The sequence below is a fragment of the Streptomyces sp. SID8352 genome, assembly GCF_009862265.1.
GTDB lineage: Bacteria > Actinomycetota > Actinomycetes > Streptomycetales > Streptomycetaceae > Streptomyces.
Window position 1 is genome coordinate 64,807 of the sequence record NZ_WWGX01000073.1, and the last position, 17,879, is coordinate 82,685.

15 protein-coding genes are annotated in these 17,879 nt (G+C 74.3%); 13 read left to right on the top strand and 2 right to left on the bottom strand.

What is annotated here, in order from left to right; all coding sequences use genetic code 11:
* Nucleotides 1–855 precede the first annotated feature (855 nt).
* Together thrS and GTY84_RS22720 are read left to right on the top strand one after the other, a co-directional pair.
* Nucleotides 856–2,832 carry a threonine--tRNA ligase gene (gene thrS, locus GTY84_RS22715; protein WP_161228182.1) on the top strand — a complete coding sequence of 659 codons (1,977 nt, stop codon included), beginning with the start codon at nucleotides 856–858 and terminating at the stop codon, nucleotides 2,830–2,832.
* Nucleotides 2,833–2,906: 74 nt separating this feature from the next.
* On the top strand, nucleotides 2,907–3,455 hold the full coding sequence (locus tag GTY84_RS22720) for an HIT domain-containing protein (protein ID WP_161228184.1): 549 nt from the start codon (nucleotides 2,907–2,909) through the stop codon (nucleotides 3,453–3,455).
* Nucleotides 3,456–3,712: 257 nt separating this feature from the next.
* On the opposite strand, the gene GTY84_RS22725 is transcribed toward GTY84_RS22720, so the two are convergent.
* Both GTY84_RS22725 and GTY84_RS22730 read right to left on the bottom strand, forming a co-directional pair.
* Nucleotides 3,713–5,374: a hypothetical protein gene (locus GTY84_RS22725; RefSeq protein WP_161228186.1), complete on the bottom strand. Its 1,662-nt coding sequence runs from the start codon at nucleotides 5,372–5,374 to the stop codon at nucleotides 3,713–3,715.
* 484 nt (nucleotides 5,375–5,858) lie between these two features.
* Entirely contained in the window at nucleotides 5,859–8,021 is a 2,163-nt protein-coding gene (locus GTY84_RS22730; RefSeq protein WP_161228188.1) for an elongation factor G-like protein EF-G2, read from the bottom strand.
* A gap of 203 nt (nucleotides 8,022–8,224) precedes the next feature.
* Here GTY84_RS22730 and pgsA point away from each other — a divergent pair, with 203 nt between their 5' ends.
* The 11 genes from pgsA (at nucleotide 8,225) to yajC (ending at nucleotide 17,751) form a co-directional block, all read left to right on the top strand.
* Entirely contained in the window at nucleotides 8,225–8,950 is a 726-nt protein-coding gene (gene pgsA, locus GTY84_RS22735) for a phosphatidylinositol phosphate synthase (RefSeq protein WP_161228235.1), read from the top strand.
* Nucleotides 8,947–9,876: a phosphatidylinositol mannoside acyltransferase gene (locus GTY84_RS22740; RefSeq protein WP_161228189.1), complete on the top strand. Its 930-nt coding sequence runs from the start codon at nucleotides 8,947–8,949 to the stop codon at nucleotides 9,874–9,876. The genes pgsA and GTY84_RS22740 overlap by 4 nt, the downstream gene beginning before the upstream one ends.
* Entirely contained in the window at nucleotides 9,873–11,036 is a 1,164-nt protein-coding gene (locus GTY84_RS22745; protein ID WP_161228190.1) for a glycosyltransferase family 4 protein, read from the top strand. The genes GTY84_RS22740 and GTY84_RS22745 overlap by 4 nt, the downstream gene beginning before the upstream one ends.
* Nucleotides 11,037–11,325: 289 nt before the next feature.
* Complete coding sequence (locus GTY84_RS22750) at nucleotides 11,326–11,868, top strand: hypothetical protein (RefSeq protein ID WP_161228191.1); 543 nt, start codon at nucleotides 11,326–11,328, stop codon at nucleotides 11,866–11,868.
* A gap of 151 nt (nucleotides 11,869–12,019) precedes the next feature.
* On the top strand, nucleotides 12,020–12,931 hold the full coding sequence (gene pdxS / locus GTY84_RS22755; protein WP_161228192.1) for a pyridoxal 5'-phosphate synthase lyase subunit PdxS: 912 nt from the start codon (nucleotides 12,020–12,022) through the stop codon (nucleotides 12,929–12,931).
* A gap of 8 nt (nucleotides 12,932–12,939) precedes the next feature.
* On the top strand, nucleotides 12,940–13,548 hold the full coding sequence (gene pdxT / locus GTY84_RS22760) for a pyridoxal 5'-phosphate synthase glutaminase subunit PdxT (protein ID WP_161228193.1): 609 nt from the start codon (nucleotides 12,940–12,942) through the stop codon (nucleotides 13,546–13,548).
* 48 nt (nucleotides 13,549–13,596) lie between these two features.
* Nucleotides 13,597–14,349, top strand: coding sequence for a YebC/PmpR family DNA-binding transcriptional regulator (locus GTY84_RS22765; RefSeq protein ID WP_161228194.1), 753 nt, complete (start codon nucleotides 13,597–13,599; stop codon nucleotides 14,347–14,349).
* A 231-nt stretch (nucleotides 14,350–14,580) separates the two neighbouring features.
* The gene (gene ruvC, locus GTY84_RS22770) at nucleotides 14,581–15,165 is read left to right on the top strand and encodes a crossover junction endodeoxyribonuclease RuvC (RefSeq protein WP_161228195.1); all 585 of its coding nucleotides are present in this window, start codon (nucleotides 14,581–14,583) and stop codon (nucleotides 15,163–15,165) included.
* Nucleotides 15,162–15,767, top strand: a complete 606-nt coding sequence (gene ruvA, locus GTY84_RS22775) for a Holliday junction branch migration protein RuvA (protein ID WP_161228196.1) — start codon at nucleotides 15,162–15,164, stop codon at nucleotides 15,765–15,767. Before ruvC ends, ruvA begins: the two co-directional genes overlap by 4 nt.
* 214 nt (nucleotides 15,768–15,981) lie before the next feature.
* Nucleotides 15,982–17,052, top strand: a complete 1,071-nt coding sequence (ruvB, locus tag GTY84_RS22780) for a Holliday junction branch migration DNA helicase RuvB (protein WP_161228198.1) — start codon at nucleotides 15,982–15,984, stop codon at nucleotides 17,050–17,052.
* Between the two features lie 186 nt (nucleotides 17,053–17,238).
* Nucleotides 17,239–17,751 carry a preprotein translocase subunit YajC gene (gene yajC / locus GTY84_RS22785; RefSeq protein ID WP_161228200.1) on the top strand — a complete coding sequence of 171 codons (513 nt, stop codon included), beginning with the start codon at nucleotides 17,239–17,241 and terminating at the stop codon, nucleotides 17,749–17,751.
* The last annotated feature ends 128 nt before the right edge of the window (nucleotides 17,752–17,879 follow it).

Genomic DNA, 17,879 nt, shown 5'->3' on the forward strand with positions numbered 1-17,879 from the left:
CCGATCGGGTGATACCCGGGCGGTTCGCGGCGTACGCCGGAAGGGGGAGACGGGAGTGCGGGCGCGGTGGGGCCCGTGCGGTGCGGTGACCCGCCGGGCCCGACGGACCGTCGGCCGGGAAAGCGGACCGTCGCCGCGCCACCGCGCCACCGCGCCTGCCCGCCGATGGCAGCACCCGCTCGCCGACGGCAGCGCCCGGCACGTCCCGGCACCGCCCCGCCCCTGGAGGCCGACCGCCCGGCACCTGCCGGAGCCCGTCCGGCCCCGGCACCTGCCGGAGCCCGTCCGGCCCCGGCACCCCCGTCGGACACGGACTACCACTGCCCGGTGCCGACCGTCAGCACCGGGCGCGGGCAACCGCACGGGCACGCGTGGCGCCCCCGCTCCCTCCGCCTCCTCGATCAGCTCCGCCCCCGAGCGGCCCCGGCCTCCTCCGCCTTCGGCCGGACACGGCCGAAGGCTTCGCCCCGGTACCGTCGGCCCGCCCCGCGCGGGCGCCCCGCCCGCGGCCCGCCCGCCCGCTACCCGCGCAGGGCACCGGCCGAGCACCGCCCCCCGCAGGGCACAGGCGGGGCGCCGCACGCGCAGTGCACCGCGCGCCGTCCCACGGACACCGGCCCGCGTCCGGCCCGCGCCCCAGGAGTCTCCCGGGGCTTCGGGGGCTTCGGGGGTTCGGGTGCTCCGGGGCGCGGGCCGGTGCCGGACGGCGGCACGGCACTGACCGGCGGAACGACGGAGGCCCCCGTGACCCCCGGGCGGGAATCGGCTTCGACCCGGGGCGTGCGGGGTCGGTACGATCGGCGGGTGCGTGCGCTCCGGTATGGCGCCGCAGCCCCCTTCAGTCAGGAGAGACCGGTGTCAGACGTCCGTGTGATCATCCAACGCGATTCCGAGCGGGAAGAACGCGTGGTGACGACGGGCACTACGGCCGCCGAGCTCTTCGCCGGCGAGCGCTCGGTCATCGCCGCCCGCATCGGTGACCGTCTGGTGGACCTCGCCCACGAGGTCGGGGAGGGCGACACCGTCGAGGCCGTCGACATCTCCTCCGAGGACGGTCTCGGCATCCTGCGCCACTCCACCGCACACGTCATGGCCCAGGCCGTGCAGGAGCTCTTCCCCGAGGCCAAGCTGGGCATCGGCCCGCCGGTCCGGGACGGCTTCTACTACGACTTCGACGTCGAGAAGCCGTTCACGCCCGAGGATCTCAAGGCCATCGAGAAGAAGATGCAGGAGATCCAGAAGCGCGGCCAGCGCTTCTCGCGCCGTGCGGTCACCGACGACGCGGCCCGGGAAGAGCTGGCGGACGAGCCGTACAAGCTGGAGCTGATCGGCCTCAAGGGCTCCGCCTCCCACGACGACGGCGCGGACGTCGAGGTCGGCGCCGGTGAGCTGACGATCTACGACAACCTGGACGCCAAGACCGGCGACCTGTGCTGGAAGGACCTCTGCCGGGGTCCCCACCTGCCCACCACCCGGAACATCCCGGCCTTCAAGCTGATGCGCAACGCCGCCGCCTACTGGCGCGGCAGCGAGAAGAACCCGATGCTCCAGCGCATCTACGGCACGGCCTGGCCGTCCAAGGAGGAGCTGAAGGCACACCTGGAGTTCCTCGCCGAGGCCGAGAAGCGCGACCACCGCAAGCTGGGCGCCGAGCTGGACCTGTTCTCCGTCCCGGAGCAGATCGGCTCCGGCCTGGCCGTCTTCCACCCCCGGGGCGGCACCATCCGCCGGGTCATGGAGGACTACTCGCGGCGCCGCCACGAGGAGGAGGGCTACGAGTTCGTCTACACCCCGCACGCGACGAAGGGGAAGCTCTTCGAGACCTCGGGCCACCTGGACTGGTACGCCGACGGCATGTACCCGCCCATGCAGCTCGACGAGGGCGTGGACTACTACCTCAAGCCCATGAACTGCCCGATGCACAACCTGATCTTCGACGCGCGGGGCCGCTCCTACCGCGAGCTGCCGCTGCGCCTCTTCGAGTTCGGGACCGTGTACCGGTACGAGAAGTCCGGTGTGGTGCACGGCCTGACCCGGGCCCGCGGCTTCACCCAGGACGACGCGCACATCTACTGCACCCGCGAGCAGATGGCGGACGAGCTCGACACGACGCTCACCTTCGTGCTGAACCTGCTGCGGGACTACGGCCTCACCGACTTCTACCTGGAGCTGTCCACCAAGGACCCGGAGAAGTTCGTCGGCACCGACGACGCCTGGGAGGAGGCGACCGAGACGCTCCGCCAGGTCGCGGAGAAGCAGGGCCTGCCGCTGGTCCCGGACCCGGGCGGCGCCGCCTTCTACGGTCCCAAGATCTCCGTCCAGGCCAAGGACGCCATCGGCCGCACCTGGCAGATGTCGACCATCCAGCTCGACTTCAACCTGCCGGAGCGCTTCGGTCTGGAGTACACCGGCGCGGACGGCACCAAGCAGCGGCCGGTCATGATCCACCGCGCGCTGTTCGGCTCGATCGAGCGGTTCTTCGCGGTGCTCCTGGAGCACTACGCGGGCGCCTTCCCGGCCTGGCTGGCGCCGGTCCAGGCGGTCGGCATCCCGGTCGGGGACGCGCACGTGGAGTACCTGGAGACGTTCGCCGCCCAGGCCCGCAAGAAGGGCCTGCGGGTGGAGGTCGACTCCTCCTCCGACCGCATGCAGAAGAAGATCCGCACGGCGCAGAAGCAGAAGGTGCCCTTCATGATCATCGTCGGGGACGACGACATGAACGCGGGCACGGTCTCCTTCCGCTACCGCGACGGTTCGCAGGAGAACGGGGTCCCGGTCGACGAGGCCCTCGCCAAGCTGGCGCGGGTGGTCGAGGAGCGGGCCCAGGTCTGATCCGCCCGCCGGAGGCCCCCGGGAGTTCCCGGGGGCCTTTCCCGTCGCCGGGCACGACGCCATATGCTGCACACATGACGATTGAGCCGGAGCAGCAGCGGGGAGTGGGGACGCCGGACGCGTTCCAGCGACTGTGGACGCCCCACCGGATGGCGTACATCCAGGGGGAGAACAAGCCCAGCGGCCCGGGGGCCGACGACGGCTGCCCCTTCTGCTCGATCCCGGCCAAGTCCGACGAGGACGGGCTGATCGTCCGCCGCGGCGAGCTGGTCTACGTGGTGCTCAACCTGTACCCGTACAACGGCGGCCATCTGATGGCGGTCCCCTACCGTCATGTCGCCGACTACACGGAGCTGACCGACGCGGAGACCGCCGAGCTGGCCGTCCTGACCAAGCAGGCGATGACGGCGCTGCGCACCGCTTCCGGTGCCCATGGGTTCAACATCGGCATGAACCAGGGCACGGTGGCCGGCGCGGGCATCGCCGCGCACCTCCACCAGCACATCGTGCCCCGCTGGGGCGGCGACACGAACTTCATGCCGGTCGTCGGCCACACCAAGGTGCTGCCCCAGTTGCTCGGGGACACCCGCGAGATGCTCGCGAAGGCCTGGCCCACGGACTGACGCCGGACCGGCACCGCAGCCCCGCCCCGGGACCGGCATCCGCCCGGCCCCGCCCCGGACCGGCATCCGCCCGGCCCCGCCCCGGCACCGGCATCCGCCCCGGTCCGCCGCACCACGGTCCGCCGCGCCGGGCACCAGCCGCGTCCCGGCGGGCCCGGTCACGGCGGAAGGGGCGGCGCCGCAGCGGCACCGCCCCTCCCGTTCGCTCCCGCCCCCCGGGCCCTCCGCCCGTGGGCGTCACGCCTCGCACGCGGGCGTCACGCGTTGTAGAGGTCCGCCTTCCCCGGCGACGGATCCTGTACGGCCGTGCTGAGGGACGAGGAGCGGCTGCCGAACTTCTCGGTGTCCACCCCGTTCTCCGCCAGCACCCGGATCGCCGCCGTGTGCACCACGCGCAGCACCGGCGTCGCCGCCCGCAGCGCGTCGTCGGCCATGAAGCGGTGCCTCCAGGGCTGGTCCGCCCACACATGCCGCAGCCCGAAGGGCTCGGGCAGGCCGATGGTGCCGCCCAGCCAGTTCAGCAGCGGCGGGTACCAGGTGAGGGGGGCGCGCAGCGCGAGCCGCACCACCTCGTTGGCGTCGACCAGCGGGAGCATCACCTTGCGGGACTCCCACGGCTTGAACGACTTGGTCACCGACTTCGAGGGGGCCTCCGGCTTCCCCATGAACAGCCCGTTGATCGGGCCCAGGGCGTGGCCGGTGACCTCGATGCGCAGGGTGGAGTGCAGCACCGTCACCGTGATCAGCATGGTGAGGACGAGCTGCCCGTCCCACAGCGTCCACTGGACGCCCAGGTAGTGCCGGTCCCCGGCGCCGAACTGCTGCTTGTTGCAGATCTCCTGTATGGCGTGCGGCTTGACCTGGTGCGCCTCGACGTCCGCCCCGGCCGGACGGGAGACGCCCTTGGCGTTCTCCCCGACGGGGGTGACGATCCAGTGCCGGATGGACGGCTTGGTGAAGCCGCCGGTGTTCAGCGGGCCCCGCTCCAGCAGGCTGAGCTGGTCGTGGATGGCGCGTATGACGTCCCAGCTCCGGAAGGGGTGGATCTCGCGGGACGGGTCGGCGGGCACCAGCTCCTCCGCGAGCTGCCAGCTCCCCCAGCGGGTGCCCATGCCGAGGATGCCCTTGGGCCCGGCGTAGAACACGGAGTTGGACTGCTGCTCGGCGCCGAGGTTGGCCAGGGACTGGCGGAGCTGCTCGGCGGCGGTCTCGTTGGGGTTGCTCGGGACGGCCTCGGGGACCTTGGCGCCGATGCCGCCGCCCGAGAGCAGGCCCGACCAGCGGTCGCGCAGCTCGTTGGCCGTGCTCTCGCAGATCCGCTTGGCCCAGAACCAGCCGACGACGGGCATCACGATCGCCGCCCGCCCGTACCAGGCCCAGAAGCCGGTGAAGGGCATCCTGAGCAGGAACAGCACGGCCAGCACGCCGATGGCGAAGAGCACCGCGGTGCCCAGGGCGCCGGCCTGCTTCCGCTCGGTCCTGGCGACGCCCGCGCGGATCTGGAAGCCGAGCAGCCAGACCAGGGTGCCGGGCAGGAACAGCAGGCCGCAGACCATGCTGATCAGGGTCAGCCGGCTGTCGCGGGCCTTGCGGATGCCGTTGGCGGCCAGGCAGTGCTCGACGACCATCTGGGGCTCGGCGCCGAAGGACTGGATCAGCGGCGCGCGCCCGGAGCCCAGCATGCGGGCGGTCACCGCGCGGGAGAACGCCTCCCCGAGGTTGGGCCGGAACAGCTTCGCCCAGGGGCGGCCCGCGTTGACCGAGGTCTCGTACCAGTCGTTGTCGGCCTTCTTGATGTCCTCCACCGGGTTGTCCCGGTAGGCGGCCGACGCCAGCGCGAAGGTGGGCGTCTGCCCTCCGTCGCCCGCGCGCGGCACCTGCGGCCCGAAGAAGTCCGCGAAACCGCCGTCACCGCTCATTCCCGCCCCCGATCGCCACCACTGTCCCTCCTGCGGCCTTCCCGACCGGCCTGCTGCGCACACCTGTTGATCAGGTCATCAGCGTATCCGCCGCCTCCCGGATGCGTCAGTGGTCGTCCAAAGCCGCCCCCGTGTGCGCGGGTTGCACCCGGGATGCGCCGTCGCGCGCCGGGCGCCCGACGCGTCCCGGGCCCCGCGCGGGAGGCCCCGCCGCACCCGCTCCGTACTCGCCCCGCGCCCACCCCGCGCCCGGCCCCGCACCGGCGCTGTCCCGGTCGTCCCGGGGACCGCGCCAACGGGTGAACGGCCCCGGGAACCGCGCCAACGGGTGAACGGCACAGGGGCGTTGACACCGGTGCCGTCGCCCCGGGCCCGCCCGTCGCGGCGCCCGGTGCCGTGAGCCCGGCGCCGTGGCCCGGTGCCGTCCGCGCCGCGGACCCTCCCGTGCCTACGGTTCCTCCCGTGCCTACGGTTCCTCCCGTGCCTACGGTTCCTCGCGCCCCGCCCCGCGCATCCGCCGCGCCACCCGCTCCGGGACCGGCTCGTACCGCGCGCGGCGGCGCTCGAAGCGGGCGGTGCCGTGGGAGAGCGAGCGCAGTTCCGCCGCGTACCGGTCCAGTTCCACCTCGGGCACCTCGGCGCGGACCCGTGTGCGTCCCCCGGCGGCCTGTTCGGTGCCGAGGACCCGGCCGCGCCGTGCGGACAGATCGGTCAGCACCGCGCCCACGAGGTCGTCCCCGGCCAGCACCCGCACCTCCGCCACCGGCTCCAGCAGCCGCAGCCCGGTGCCGGCCGCCGCCTCCCGCAGGGCCAGCGCGCCCGCCGCCTGGAAGGCGGCGTCGGAGGAGTCCACCGCGTGCGCCCTGCCGTCCCGCAGGGTGACGCGGACGTCGGTGAGCGGGTGGCCCGAGCCGAGGTCCCTGGCGGCCTGGGCGCGCACCCCCTTCTCGACGGAGGCGACGAACTGCCGGGGGACCGCGCCGCCGACGACCCGGTCCGCGAACTCGACGCCGGAGCCGCCCGGCAGCGGTTCCACCCCGATCCCGCAGACGGCGTACTGGCCGTGCCCGCCCGACTGCTTGACGTGCCGTCCGGTCCCGGTGGCGGGCGCGGCGAAGGTCTCCCGCAGCGCGACCCGGTGCGGCACGACGTCGACCCGGACGCGGTGCCGGTCGCGCAGCCGCTCCAGGGCGACCTCGGCGTGGGCCTCGCCCAGGCACCACAGCACGACCTGCCGGGTGTCCGGGTCGTGCTCCAGCCGCAGGGCCGGGTCCTCGGCCGTCAGCAGGGCCAGGCCCCGGGAGAGCCGTTCCTCGTCGGGGCCGCCGTGGGCCTCCAGGGCGACCGGGAGCAGCGGGTCGGGCGGCTCCCACGGGGCGATCAGCAGCGGGTCCTCCGGGTCGGACAGGGTGTCCCCGGTCCCCGCGGTGTCCAGCCGGGCCACGAGGCCCAGGTCGCCCGCGATCACCCGGCCGCCCGGCCGGCGCCCGCCCCGGGGCGCGGGCGGGGCCGCGGCGCGCTCGTCGGCGCCGTGGTCCCCGCCGTCCCGGCCGTGCCCGCCGACGTGCACCTCCCGGTCGGCGCGGAGCGTCCCGGAGAAGACCCGCACCAGGGAGATCCGGCCCGCGTAGGGGTCGTCGGAGGTGCCGACGACCTCCGCCGCCAACGTCGCCCCGGGGTCGCAGGCCGGCGTCGGGCGCGGTGTGCCGTCGGGCGCGGTCACCGGGGGGACCGGGCGCTCCAGCGGACTGGGGAAGCCGTGGACGATCAGCTCCAGGATCTCCACCGCGCCGAGCTCCTGCCGGGCGTCCCCGGCGGCCATCAGCACCGGGAAGAGGGCGCCGCGCGCGACGGCCCGCTCCAGGTCCCGGAGCAGGATCCCGTCCTCGATCTCCCCGCCGCCGAGGTAGCGGTCCATCAGGGACTCGTCCTCGCTCTCCGCGATGATCCCCTCGATGAGCCGGGCGCGGGCGTCCTCCAGCGCGGGCACCAGGTCCGGGTCGGGCGGGATCTCCACCCGCCGGCCCGAGGAGTGGTCGGCCCAGGTCCGCGACAGCGCCCCGGCCAGCCCGGTCACCGGCGCGTGCCCGTCGGCCGCCGCGGGGCCGCGCAGCGGCAGGACGAGGGGAAGGACGGCGTCGGGGTCACCGGCGCCGAACGCCTCGGCGCAGAGCCGGGCCGTCTCCTCGAAGCCGCCGCGGCCCGACCCCGGGCGGGTGACCACGACGGCGCGCGGTGTGCCGGCCGCCGCGCACTCCTCCCAGAGCGCCGGGGCGGTGCCGTCGAGGCCGTCGGAGGCCGGGACGACGAAGAGGGCCGCGTCCGCGGCGCGCAGTCCGGCCCGCAGCTCCCCGGTGAAGTCGGCGTATCCGGGGGTGTCCAGCAGGTTGATCCGGACACCGTCCCAGGTGACCGGGGTCAGGGCCAGGCGCACCGAGCGGCGCCGCCGGTGCCCGCTCCCCTCGTGGTCCGGGGCGCCGCCGTCCCCGGGGCAGCCCGGCCGGCCCGTCGCCCCGGCGGTCAGCGCGAGCGCCTCCACCAGGGCCGTCTTGCCCGCCCCGGAGGGGCCGACCAGCGCCACGTTGCGCACGGCGGCGGGCCCCCGCGGGCCGCCGTCCCCGTGCCGGGGGTGTGCCCTGTCGCCCATGTCCTCGCCTCCCGTGCGCGCTGGGGGCGCCGCGGGGGCGGGTACGCGGCACCGTGTGCTCGGCGTCCGGGTGGCTCCCGCGGTCCTTCGAGCCTTCCACTCCCGCCGGTCCGCGTCCAGGCGAACGGCCCGGGGCAGCCGCGCGGCCGTCCCGTGCCGGGCGGACGGGTGCCCGGCGTCACGGGTGCCCCGGCGTGACTACGATGGGCCAGCCGGTGGCCATCAAGGGCCGCGCGGCCACACCGACCGTCGGGAAGGCCATGCTGAACAAGTACGCGCGTGCATTCTTCACGCGTGTCCTCACACCGTTCGCCGCGTTTCTCATCCGCCGGGGCGTCAGCCCCGACACGGTCACGCTGATCGGAACGGCCGGGGTGGTCGCGGGCGCGCTGGTCTTCTACCCCATGGGCGAGTTCTTCTGGGGCACGGTCGTGATCACCCTCTTCGTCTTCTCCGACCTGGTCGACGGCAACATGGCCCGCCAGCTCGGACGCTCCAGCCGATGGGGCGCCTTCCTGGACTCCACCCTCGACCGGGTCGCGGACAGCGCGATCTTCGCCGGGTTCGCCCTCTGGTACGCGGGCCGCGGCGACGACAACGTGCTGTGCGCCGTGTCGATCTTCTGCCTGGCCAGCGGGCAGGTGGTGTCGTACACCAAGGCACGCGGCGAGGCCATCGGCCTGCCGGTGGCCGTCAACGGCCTGGTCGAGCGCGCCGAGCGGCTCGTCGTCTCGCTGGTCGCGGCCGGTTTCGCCGGGCTGCACGCGTTCGGTGTGCCGGGCATCCAGTACCTGCTGCCGGTCGCCCTCTGGATCGTCGCCGTCGGCAGCCTCGTCACGCTGGTGCAGCGGGTCGTCACGGTCCGCCGCGAGTCCGCCGAGGCGGAGGCGGCCGCCCAGCAGGACCAGGACACCGGGGCGGCGAAGTGACGGTCCGGGAGCGACTGGCCGACTCCCTGTACGGGGCCGGCTGGAGCACCGTCCGCCGGCTGCCCGAACCGGTCGCCGTACGGCTCGGCCGGACCGTCGCCGACATCGCCTGGAAGCGGCGCGGCGCGGGCGTCCGCCGCCTGGAGGGCAACTACGCGCGGGTGCGGCCCGGCGCGAGCCCCGACCAGCTCGCCGCGCTCTCGCGCGCGGGCATGCGCTCGTACCTGCGCTACTGGATGGAGTCCTTCCGGCTCCCCGCGTGGAGTCCCGAGCGGGTCCGCGACGGCTTCGATCCCCAGGACGTGCACCATCTCACCGACGGCATGGCCGAGGGCAGGGGCGTCATCCTGGCCCTGCCCCACCTGGGCAACTGGGACCTGGCCGGCGCCTGGGTCACCACCCGGCTCGGCATCCCCTTCACGACCGTCGCCGAGCGGCTGCGGCCGGAGTCCCTCTACGACCGCTTCGTCGCCTACCGCGAGGGCCTCGGCATGGAGGTCCTGCCGCACAGCGGCGGTGCCGCCTTCGGCACCCTGGCCCGGCGGCTGCGCGCGGGCGGCCTGGTCTGCCTGGTCGCGGACCGGGACCTGTCCGCCTCCGGCGTGGAGGTCGACTTCTTCGGCGAGACGGCCCGCATGCCCGCCGGCCCCGCCCTGCTCGCCCAGCAGACCGGCGCGGCACTGCTCCCGGTGACCCTCTGGTACGACGACTCGCCGGTCATGCGGGGCCGGGTGCACCCGCCCGTCGGCGTCCCCGGCGACGGCACCCGGCGGGAGCGGACCGCCGTCATGACCCAGGCCCTGGCCGACGCGTTCGCCACGGGCATCGCGGACCACCCGGAGGACTGGCACATGCTCCAGCGCCTGTGGCTGAAGGACCTCGACCCCGCGCGGGCGCCGGGGACCGGGGGACGGGACGCCTCGTGAGGATCGGCATCGTCTGCCCGTACTCCTGGGACGTGCCGGGCGGCGTCCAGTTCCACATCCGCGACCTCGCGGAGTACTTCATCCGCCTCGGCCACGAGGTGTCCGTCCTCGCCCCCGCCGACGACGACACCCCGCTGCCGCCGTACGTCGTCTCCGCCGGCCGCGCCGTCCCGGTGCCGTACAACGGCTCGGTGGCCCGGCTGAACTTCGGCTTCCTGTCGGCGGCCCGGGTGCGCCGCTGGCTGCACGAGGGCGCCTTCGACGTCATCCACATCCACGAGCCCACCTCGCCGTCGCTGGGACTGCTGACCTGCTGGGCGGCGCAGGGCCCGATCGTCGCGACCTTCCACACCTCCAACCCGCGCTCCCGCGCGATGATCGCGGCCTACGCCATCCTCCAGGCGGCCCTGGAGAAGATCAGCGCGCGGATCGCGGTCAGCGAGTACGCCCGCCGCACCCTCGTCGAACACCTCGGCGGGGACGCCGTGGTGATCCCCAACGGGGTCGACGTCGACTTCTTCGCCCGCGCCGAGCCCCGGCCCGAGTGGCAGGGCGGCACCATCGGCTTCATCGGCCGCATCGACGAGCCCCGCAAGGGCCTGCCGGTGCTGATGCGGGCGCTGCCGGGGATCCTCGCCGCCCGGCCGGAGACCCGGCTGCTGGTGGCCGGGCGCGGCGACGAGGAGGAGGCCGTGGCCACGCTCCCGGCCGCGCTGCGCTCCCGGGTGGAGTTCCTCGGCATGGTCAGCGACGAGGACAAGGCCGCCCTGCTGCGCAGCGTCGACCTGTACGTCGCCCCCAACACCGGCGGCGAGAGCTTCGGCATCATCCTCGTCGAGGCCATGTCGGCGGGTGCCCCCGTGCTCGCCTCCGACCTGGACGCCTTCGCCCAGGTCCTGGACCAGGGCGCGGCCGGCGACCTGTTCCCCAACGAGGACGCCGACGCCCTGGCCGACGCGGCGGTGCGGCTGCTGGCGGACCCGGAGCGCCGCGCCGGGCTGCGGGAGCGGGGCAGCGCCCATGTGCGGCGCTTCGACTGGTCGACGGTGGGCGCGGACATCATGTCCGTCTACGAGACGGTGACGGCGGGCGCGGCGGCTGTGGCGGCGGACGACCGCGCCACGGGCCTGCGCGCGCGCCTGGGCCGCTCCCGCGACTGAGCCCCCGCGGGCCGGGCCCGCGCGACGTGCCCTCCAAGCGAACCCCCCGACGTGCACTCCCGCGACCGGGACCGGTCCGGTGCGGGCCCCGGACCCGGGACTGCCCGTCCCGGGGCCGCCGGGGGCAGGACCCGCCCCCGCCCCCGCCCCCGCCCCGCCGGCCGGGGCACCGGTCCGGACCGCCCGGTGACCGGCGGGCACTCCGGCGGGCGGCGGCGCCCCGCGGACGCGGCGGCCGTGCCCGCCCGGCGGCACGTGACCTCCGCGGCACGCCCTAGGCTTGCGGCCCGTGACCGCAACCCTGATCTGGACCCTGGTCGTCCTCGTGGCGATCGGCCTCTACCTGAGCTGGACGGCGGGCCGCCTGGACCGGCTGCACGCCCGGATCGACGCCGCCCGCGCCGCGCTCGACGCGCAACTGCTGCGCCGGGCCTCGGTGACCCAGGAACTCGCGACGTCGGGCGTCCTCGACCCGGCCGCCTCGATCGTGCTGTACGAGGCAGCCCACGCCGCCCGGCAGGCCGAGGAGGAGCAGCGGGAGGTCGCGGAGAGCGCGCTCAGCCACGCGCTGCGGGCCGTGTTCGAGGACGCGGCGCAGGTGGAGGCCGTACGGGAGGCGCCCGGGGGAGAGGAGGCGGCCCGGGAACTGGCCGAGTCGGTGCGCAGGGTGCCGATGGCCCGGCGCTTCCACAACGACGCGGTGGGCGCCGCCCGGCGGCTGCGCGAGCACCGCAAGGTCCGCTGGTTCCGCCTCGCCGGACACGCCCCCTTCCCACTGGCCTTCGAGATGGACGACGAACCCCCGGCGGCCCTGGTCGAACGGGCCGGGTGACGGCGCGCCGCACCCCCGCCCGGGCCGTGCGCCCCGCCCGATCCGCCGGGCGAAAACGATCCACCGCCCGATCATTGGCCCTTGCCGTGGACCGGTCCCCTCGCGTTGGCTCGGGGTTGCAGAAACCCCCTCTTCCACAGCGAGGTATCCCGTGTCCAGCACGCTCTCCGCACATCCGTCCCCCGAGACCGGCACCGCCCGCGTCAAGCGCGGCATGGCCGAGCAGCTCAAGGGCGGCGTGATCATGGACGTCGTCACCCCGGAGCAGGCGAAGATCGCCGAGGACGCGGGAGCCGTCGCCGTCATGGCCCTGGAGCGGGTCCCGGCCGACATCCGCAAGGACGGCGGCGTGGCCCGCATGTCCGACCCGGACATGATCGACGGCATCATCGGCGCCGTCTCCATCCCGGTCATGGCCAAGTCCCGGATCGGCCACTTCGTCGAGGCCCAGGTCCTCCAGTCGCTCGGTGTCGACTACATCGACGAGTCCGAGGTCCTCACCCCGGCCGACGAGGTCAACCACTCCGACAAGTGGTCCTTCACCACCCCCTTCGTGTGCGGGGCCACCAACCTCGGCGAGGCCCTGCGCCGGATCGCCGAGGGCGCCGCGATGATCCGCTCCAAGGGCGAGGCCGGCACCGGCAACGTCGTGGAGGCCGTCCGCCACCTGCGCCAGATCAAGAACGAGATCGCCCGGCTGCGCGGCTTCGACAACCACGAGCTGTACGCCGCCGCCAAGGAGCTGCGCGCCCCCTACGAGCTGGTCAAGGAGGTCGCCGAGCTGGGCAAGCTGCCGGTGGTCCTCTTCTCCGCCGGCGGTGTCGCCACCCCGGCCGACGCCGCGCTGATGCGCCAGCTCGGTGCCGAGGGCGTCTTCGTCGGCTCCGGCATCTTCAAGTCCGGCGACCCGGCCAAGCGGGCCGCGGCCATCGTCAAGGCGACCACCTTCTACGACGACCCGAAGGTCGTCGCGGAGGCGTCCCGCAACCTGGGCGAGGCCATGGTCGGCATCAACTGCGACACCCTCCCCGAGTCCGAGCGCTACGCCAACCGCGGCTGGTAGGCGCGCGGATGAGCGGCACACCCGTGATCGGCGTCCTGGCCCTCCAGGGCGACGTCCGGGAGCACCTCACCGCCCTGGCCGCGGCCGGCGCCGAGGCCAGGGCGGTGAGGCGCCCCGGGGAACTCGCCGGTGTCGACGGGCTGGTGCTGCCCGGCGGCGAGTCCACCACCATGTCCAAACTGGCCGTCCTCTTCGGCCTGATGGACCCGCTGCGCGCCCGAGTGCGCGCGGGCCTGCCCGCCTACGGCACCTGCGCGGGCATGATCATGCTGGCCGACAGGATCCTCGACCCGCGCTCCGGTCAGGAGTCCGTCGGCGGCATCGACATGGTCGTGCGCCGCAACGCCTTCGGACGGCAGAACGAGTCCTTCGAGACCGCCGTCGAGGTCGCCGGAGTGCCGGGCGGTCCCGTGGAGGGCGTCTTCATCCGCGCCCCCTGGGTGGAGTCCGTCGGCGCCGCCGTCGAGGTGCTCGCGGAGCACGACGGCCACATCGTCGCGGTCCGTCAGGGGGCGGCGCTGGCCACGTCCTTCCACCCGGAGCTGACCGGTGACCACCGGGTGCACCGGCTCTTCGCGGACATGGTGCGCGAGAACCGCGGGGCCGACTCCTTGTAGGATTCCTGCGTTCGTTGCAGGGATGGGTTACGCGAAGGAGACAGGCAGATGTCCGGCCACTCTAAATGGGCCACGACGAAGCACAAGAAGGCCGTCATCGACGCCAAGCGCGGCAAGCTCTTCGCGAAGCTGATCAAGAACGTCGAGGTCGCGGCGCGGATGGGCGGCTCCGACATCGAGGGCAACCCGACGCTCTACGACGCCATCCAGAAGGCCAAGAAGCAGTCGGTCCCGAACAAGAACATCGACTCCGCGGTCAAGCGCGGCGCCGGCCTGGAGGCCGGCGGCGCCGACTACGAGACGATCATGTACGAGGGCTACGGTCCGAACGGCGTCGCGGTGCTCATCGAGTGCCTCACCGACAACCGCAACCGCGCCGCCTCCGACGTGCGCGTCGCCATGACCCGCAACGGCGGCTCCATGGCGGACCCCGGCTCGGTGTCGTACCTGTTCCACCGCAAGGGCGTCGTGATCGTCCCCAAGGGCGAGCTGGGCGAGGACGACGTCCTCACCGCCGTCCTGGAGGCGGGCGCCGAGGAGGTGAACGACCTCGGCGAGAGCTTCGAGGTGCTCAGCGAGGCCACCGACCTGGTCGCGGTCCGCACCGCGCTCCAGGAGGCCGGCATCGACTACGAGTCGGCCGACGCCAGCTTCGTGCCCACGATGCAGATCGAGCTGGACGAGGACGGCGCCCGGAAGATCTTCAAGCTGATCGACGCCCTGGAGGACAGCGACGACGTGCAGAACGTCTACGCCAACTTCGACGTGAGCGACGAGATCATGGCAAAGGTCGACGCCTAGGGCCTCTCATTCGGATCAGGCCGGATCCGGACGAAAGACCCTGGGCCCCGCTTCCGGGCCGTGCCGCCCCGGGGCGGGACACGTCCGTGCCGCGGCGCCCCCGGTGGCGCGACCGCGGGCACGGTGAGGATTCCGGCGGGCCGGAGGGACGGACACGTCCCCCGGCCCGCCGCCGTTGTCGGCACCACCCGATAGCCTGCACAAACAGGTGATCGACGGAAGGGGCCCGCCGTGCGCGTGCTGGGGGTGGACCCGGGGCTGACCCGCTGCGGGATCGGCGTCGTGGAGGGGGTGGCGGGCCGGCCGCTCACCATGATCGGCGTCGGTGTCGTCCGCACCCCCGCCGACGCCGACCTCGGCCCCCGCCTCGTCGCCGTCGAGCGGGGCATCGAGGAGTGGCTCGACGAGCACCGCCCGGAGTACGTCGCCGTGGAGCGCGTCTTCAGCCAGCACAACGTGCGCACCGTGATGGGCACCGCCCAGGCAAGCGCCGTCGCCATCCTCTGCGCCTCCCGCCGCGGCATCCCCGTCGCCCTGCACACCCCCAGCGAGGTCAAGGCCGCCGTCACCGGCTCGGGGCGCGCCGACAAGGCCCAGGTCGGCGCCATGGTGACCCGGCTGCTGCGGCTCGCCGCGCCGCCGAAGCCGGCCGACGCGGCGGACGCCCTCGCCCTCGCCATCTGCCACATCTGGCGCGCCCCCGCGCAGAACCGCCTCCAGCGCGCCGCCGCCCTGCACGCCGCGGCCGGCCGGGGCCGGGCCGCCGTCCCCGGGGCCGCCCAGGCCCCCCACCCGTCGAAAGGCCGTACGCCATGATCGCCTTCGTCAGCGGCACGGTCGCCGCCCTCGCCCCCGACTCCGCGGTGGTCGAGATCGGCGGCGTCGGCATGGCCGTCCAGTGCACCCCGGGCACGCTGGCCGGGCTCCGTGTCGGCCGGCCCGCGCGGCTCGCCACCTCCCTCGTCGTCCGAGAGGACTCGCTGACCCTGTACGGCTTCGCCGACGACGACGAGCGCCAGGTCTTCGAGCTGCTCCAGACCGCCAGCGGCGTCGGCCCCCGCCTCGCCCAGGCCATGCTCGCCGTGCACGCCCCCGACGCCCTGCGCAGGGCGGTGTCCACGGGCGACGAGAAGGCGCTGACCGCCGTCCCCGGCATCGGCAAGAAGGGCGCCCAGAAGCTCCTGCTGGAACTGAAGGACCGCCTCGGCGCCCCCGTCGGGGCCCCCGCCGTGGGCGCCCCGGTCAGCGCCGGCTGGCGCGACCAGTTGCACGCCGCCCTGATCGGCCTCGGCTACGCGACCCGCGAGGCCGACGAGGCCGTGACCGCCGTCGCCCCCCAGGCCGAGGCCGCCGACGGGACGCCCCAGGTGGGGCAGCTCCTCAAGGCGGCCCTGCAGAGCCTCAACCGCGCCCGGTGACCCGCCCCCCGGCGCCCCCGCGGACCGGGGGGCCCGGACCCGCTCCGACCGGCGGCCCCTGGGCCCAGCCGTCACCTCCCCGTCCGCCCGGCGGCGCCGTGCGCGCGCCCGGCACCGCCGGACCCGCCCTCCGGGCGGACGGGGGCGGGGTGACGACGGGCCCCGGCGGGCGCCCGACCTCCCCCAGCCCGTACCGAGAGCCGAGGCACACCTGATGAACTGGGACGACACGACCGACGCGGACGCGGCCGAGCGGCTCGTCGGCGCCGCTGCCGACGGCGAGGACCAGGCCGTGGAGGCCGCCCTCCGGCCCAAGGACCTGGACGAGTTCATCGGACAGGAGAAGGTCCGCGAACAGCTCGACCTCGTGCTGCGCGCCGCCCGCGCCCGCGGTGCCACCGCCGACCACGTCCTGCTCTCCGGCGCTCCCGGCCTCGGCAAGACCACCCTCTCCATGATCATCGCCGCCGAGATGGGCGCCCCCATCCGCATCACCTCCGGCCCCGCCATCCAGCACGCCGGGGATCTCGCCGCGATCCTCTCCTCCCTCCAGGAGGGCGAGGTCCTCTTCCTCGACGAGATCCACCGCATGTCCCGGCCCGCCGAGGAGATGCTCTACATGGCGATGGAGGATTTCCGGGTCGACGTCATCGTCGGCAAGGGCCCCGGCGCCACCGCCATCCCCCTGGAACTGCCGCCGTTCACCCTGGTCGGCGCCACCACCCGGGCGGGACTGCTGCCGCCCCCGCTGCGCGACCGCTTCGGCTTCACCGCGCACATGGAGTTCTACGGCCCCGCCGAACTGGAGCGCGTCGTCCACCGCTCCGCCGGCCTCCTCGACGTCGGCATCGACCCCGCGGGCGCCGCCGAGATCGCCGGCCGCTCCCGGGGCACCCCCCGCATCGCCAACCGCCTGCTGCGCCGGGTCCGCGACTACGCCCAGGTCAAGGCCGACGGCCGGGTCACCCGGGAGATCGCCGCCGCGGCCCTCGCGGTGTACGAGGTCGACGAGCGCGGCCTCGACCGGCTGGACCGGGCCGTCCTCCAGGCGCTGCTGAAGCTCTTCGGCGGCGGTCCGGTGGGCCTGTCCACGCTCGCCGTCGCCGTCGGCGAGGAGCGTGAGACAGTGGAGGAGGTCGCGGAACCGTTCCTCGTCAGGGAGGGGCTGCTCGCCCGTACCCCGCGCGGACGGATCGCGACCCCCGCCGCATGGGCGCACCTCGGCCTCACCCCGCCGGGCCCGCGGTCCGCAGGAAACGGACAACGGGATCTCTTCGGGACGTGACGGTCCCATGGCGTCCCCGCCGGGGCCCGGCACATTCGCCGGTCCAGGAACCCCGGTGCCGTGCTGAGCGTTGTTCCCTGCGCGCGGACTCGCTTAGACTCCGCCGATGCCGTCGTGTCGGCGGCGTACACACCCCCAACCAGCAGGCCGCGCGCCAGCGCGGTCGTGTGAAGGAAGTACCGACCCGTGAGTCTCGTGACCCTCCTCCCGTTCGTCGTGCTCATCGGGGCCATGTTCCTGATGACGCGGTCGGCGAAGAAGAAGCAGCAGCAGGCCGTCGACATGCGGAACCAGATGCAGCCCGGTTCGGGCGTCCGAACCATCGGGGGCATGTACGCCACGGTCAAGGAGGTGAGCGAGGACACGGTCCTCCTCGACGCCGGACCCGGCGTCGAACTGCTCTTCGCCAAGAACTCCATCGGTGCCGTTCTCACCGACGACGAGTACAACCGCATCGTCCACGGCATCGAGCACGACCTGAAGTCCGACGCCGACATCGTCCCCGACGACGCCTCCTCCCTCACCGAGACCGACGCCTCCCACGCCGACGACTCCGACGACACGGCCGACAAGGACGGCCGGTCCGTCGACCTCGGCAAGAAGGACGCGCCCGACGAGCAGACGGCCGACTCCGAGCCCGCCCAGGCGGACAAGGAGGACGACCCGAAGAAGTCCGACGGCGGCTCCGAGGCGAAGTAGCCGTGTTACGGGGTGCGCGGACCGTTCCCGCGCACCCCGCTCCACGTGCGGCTCGAACAGCACCCCACACCATGTGACGGCCGCCGGTGCGCCGGTCTCGGCGTGAGCGGCCCCGAGAGGGAGTACGA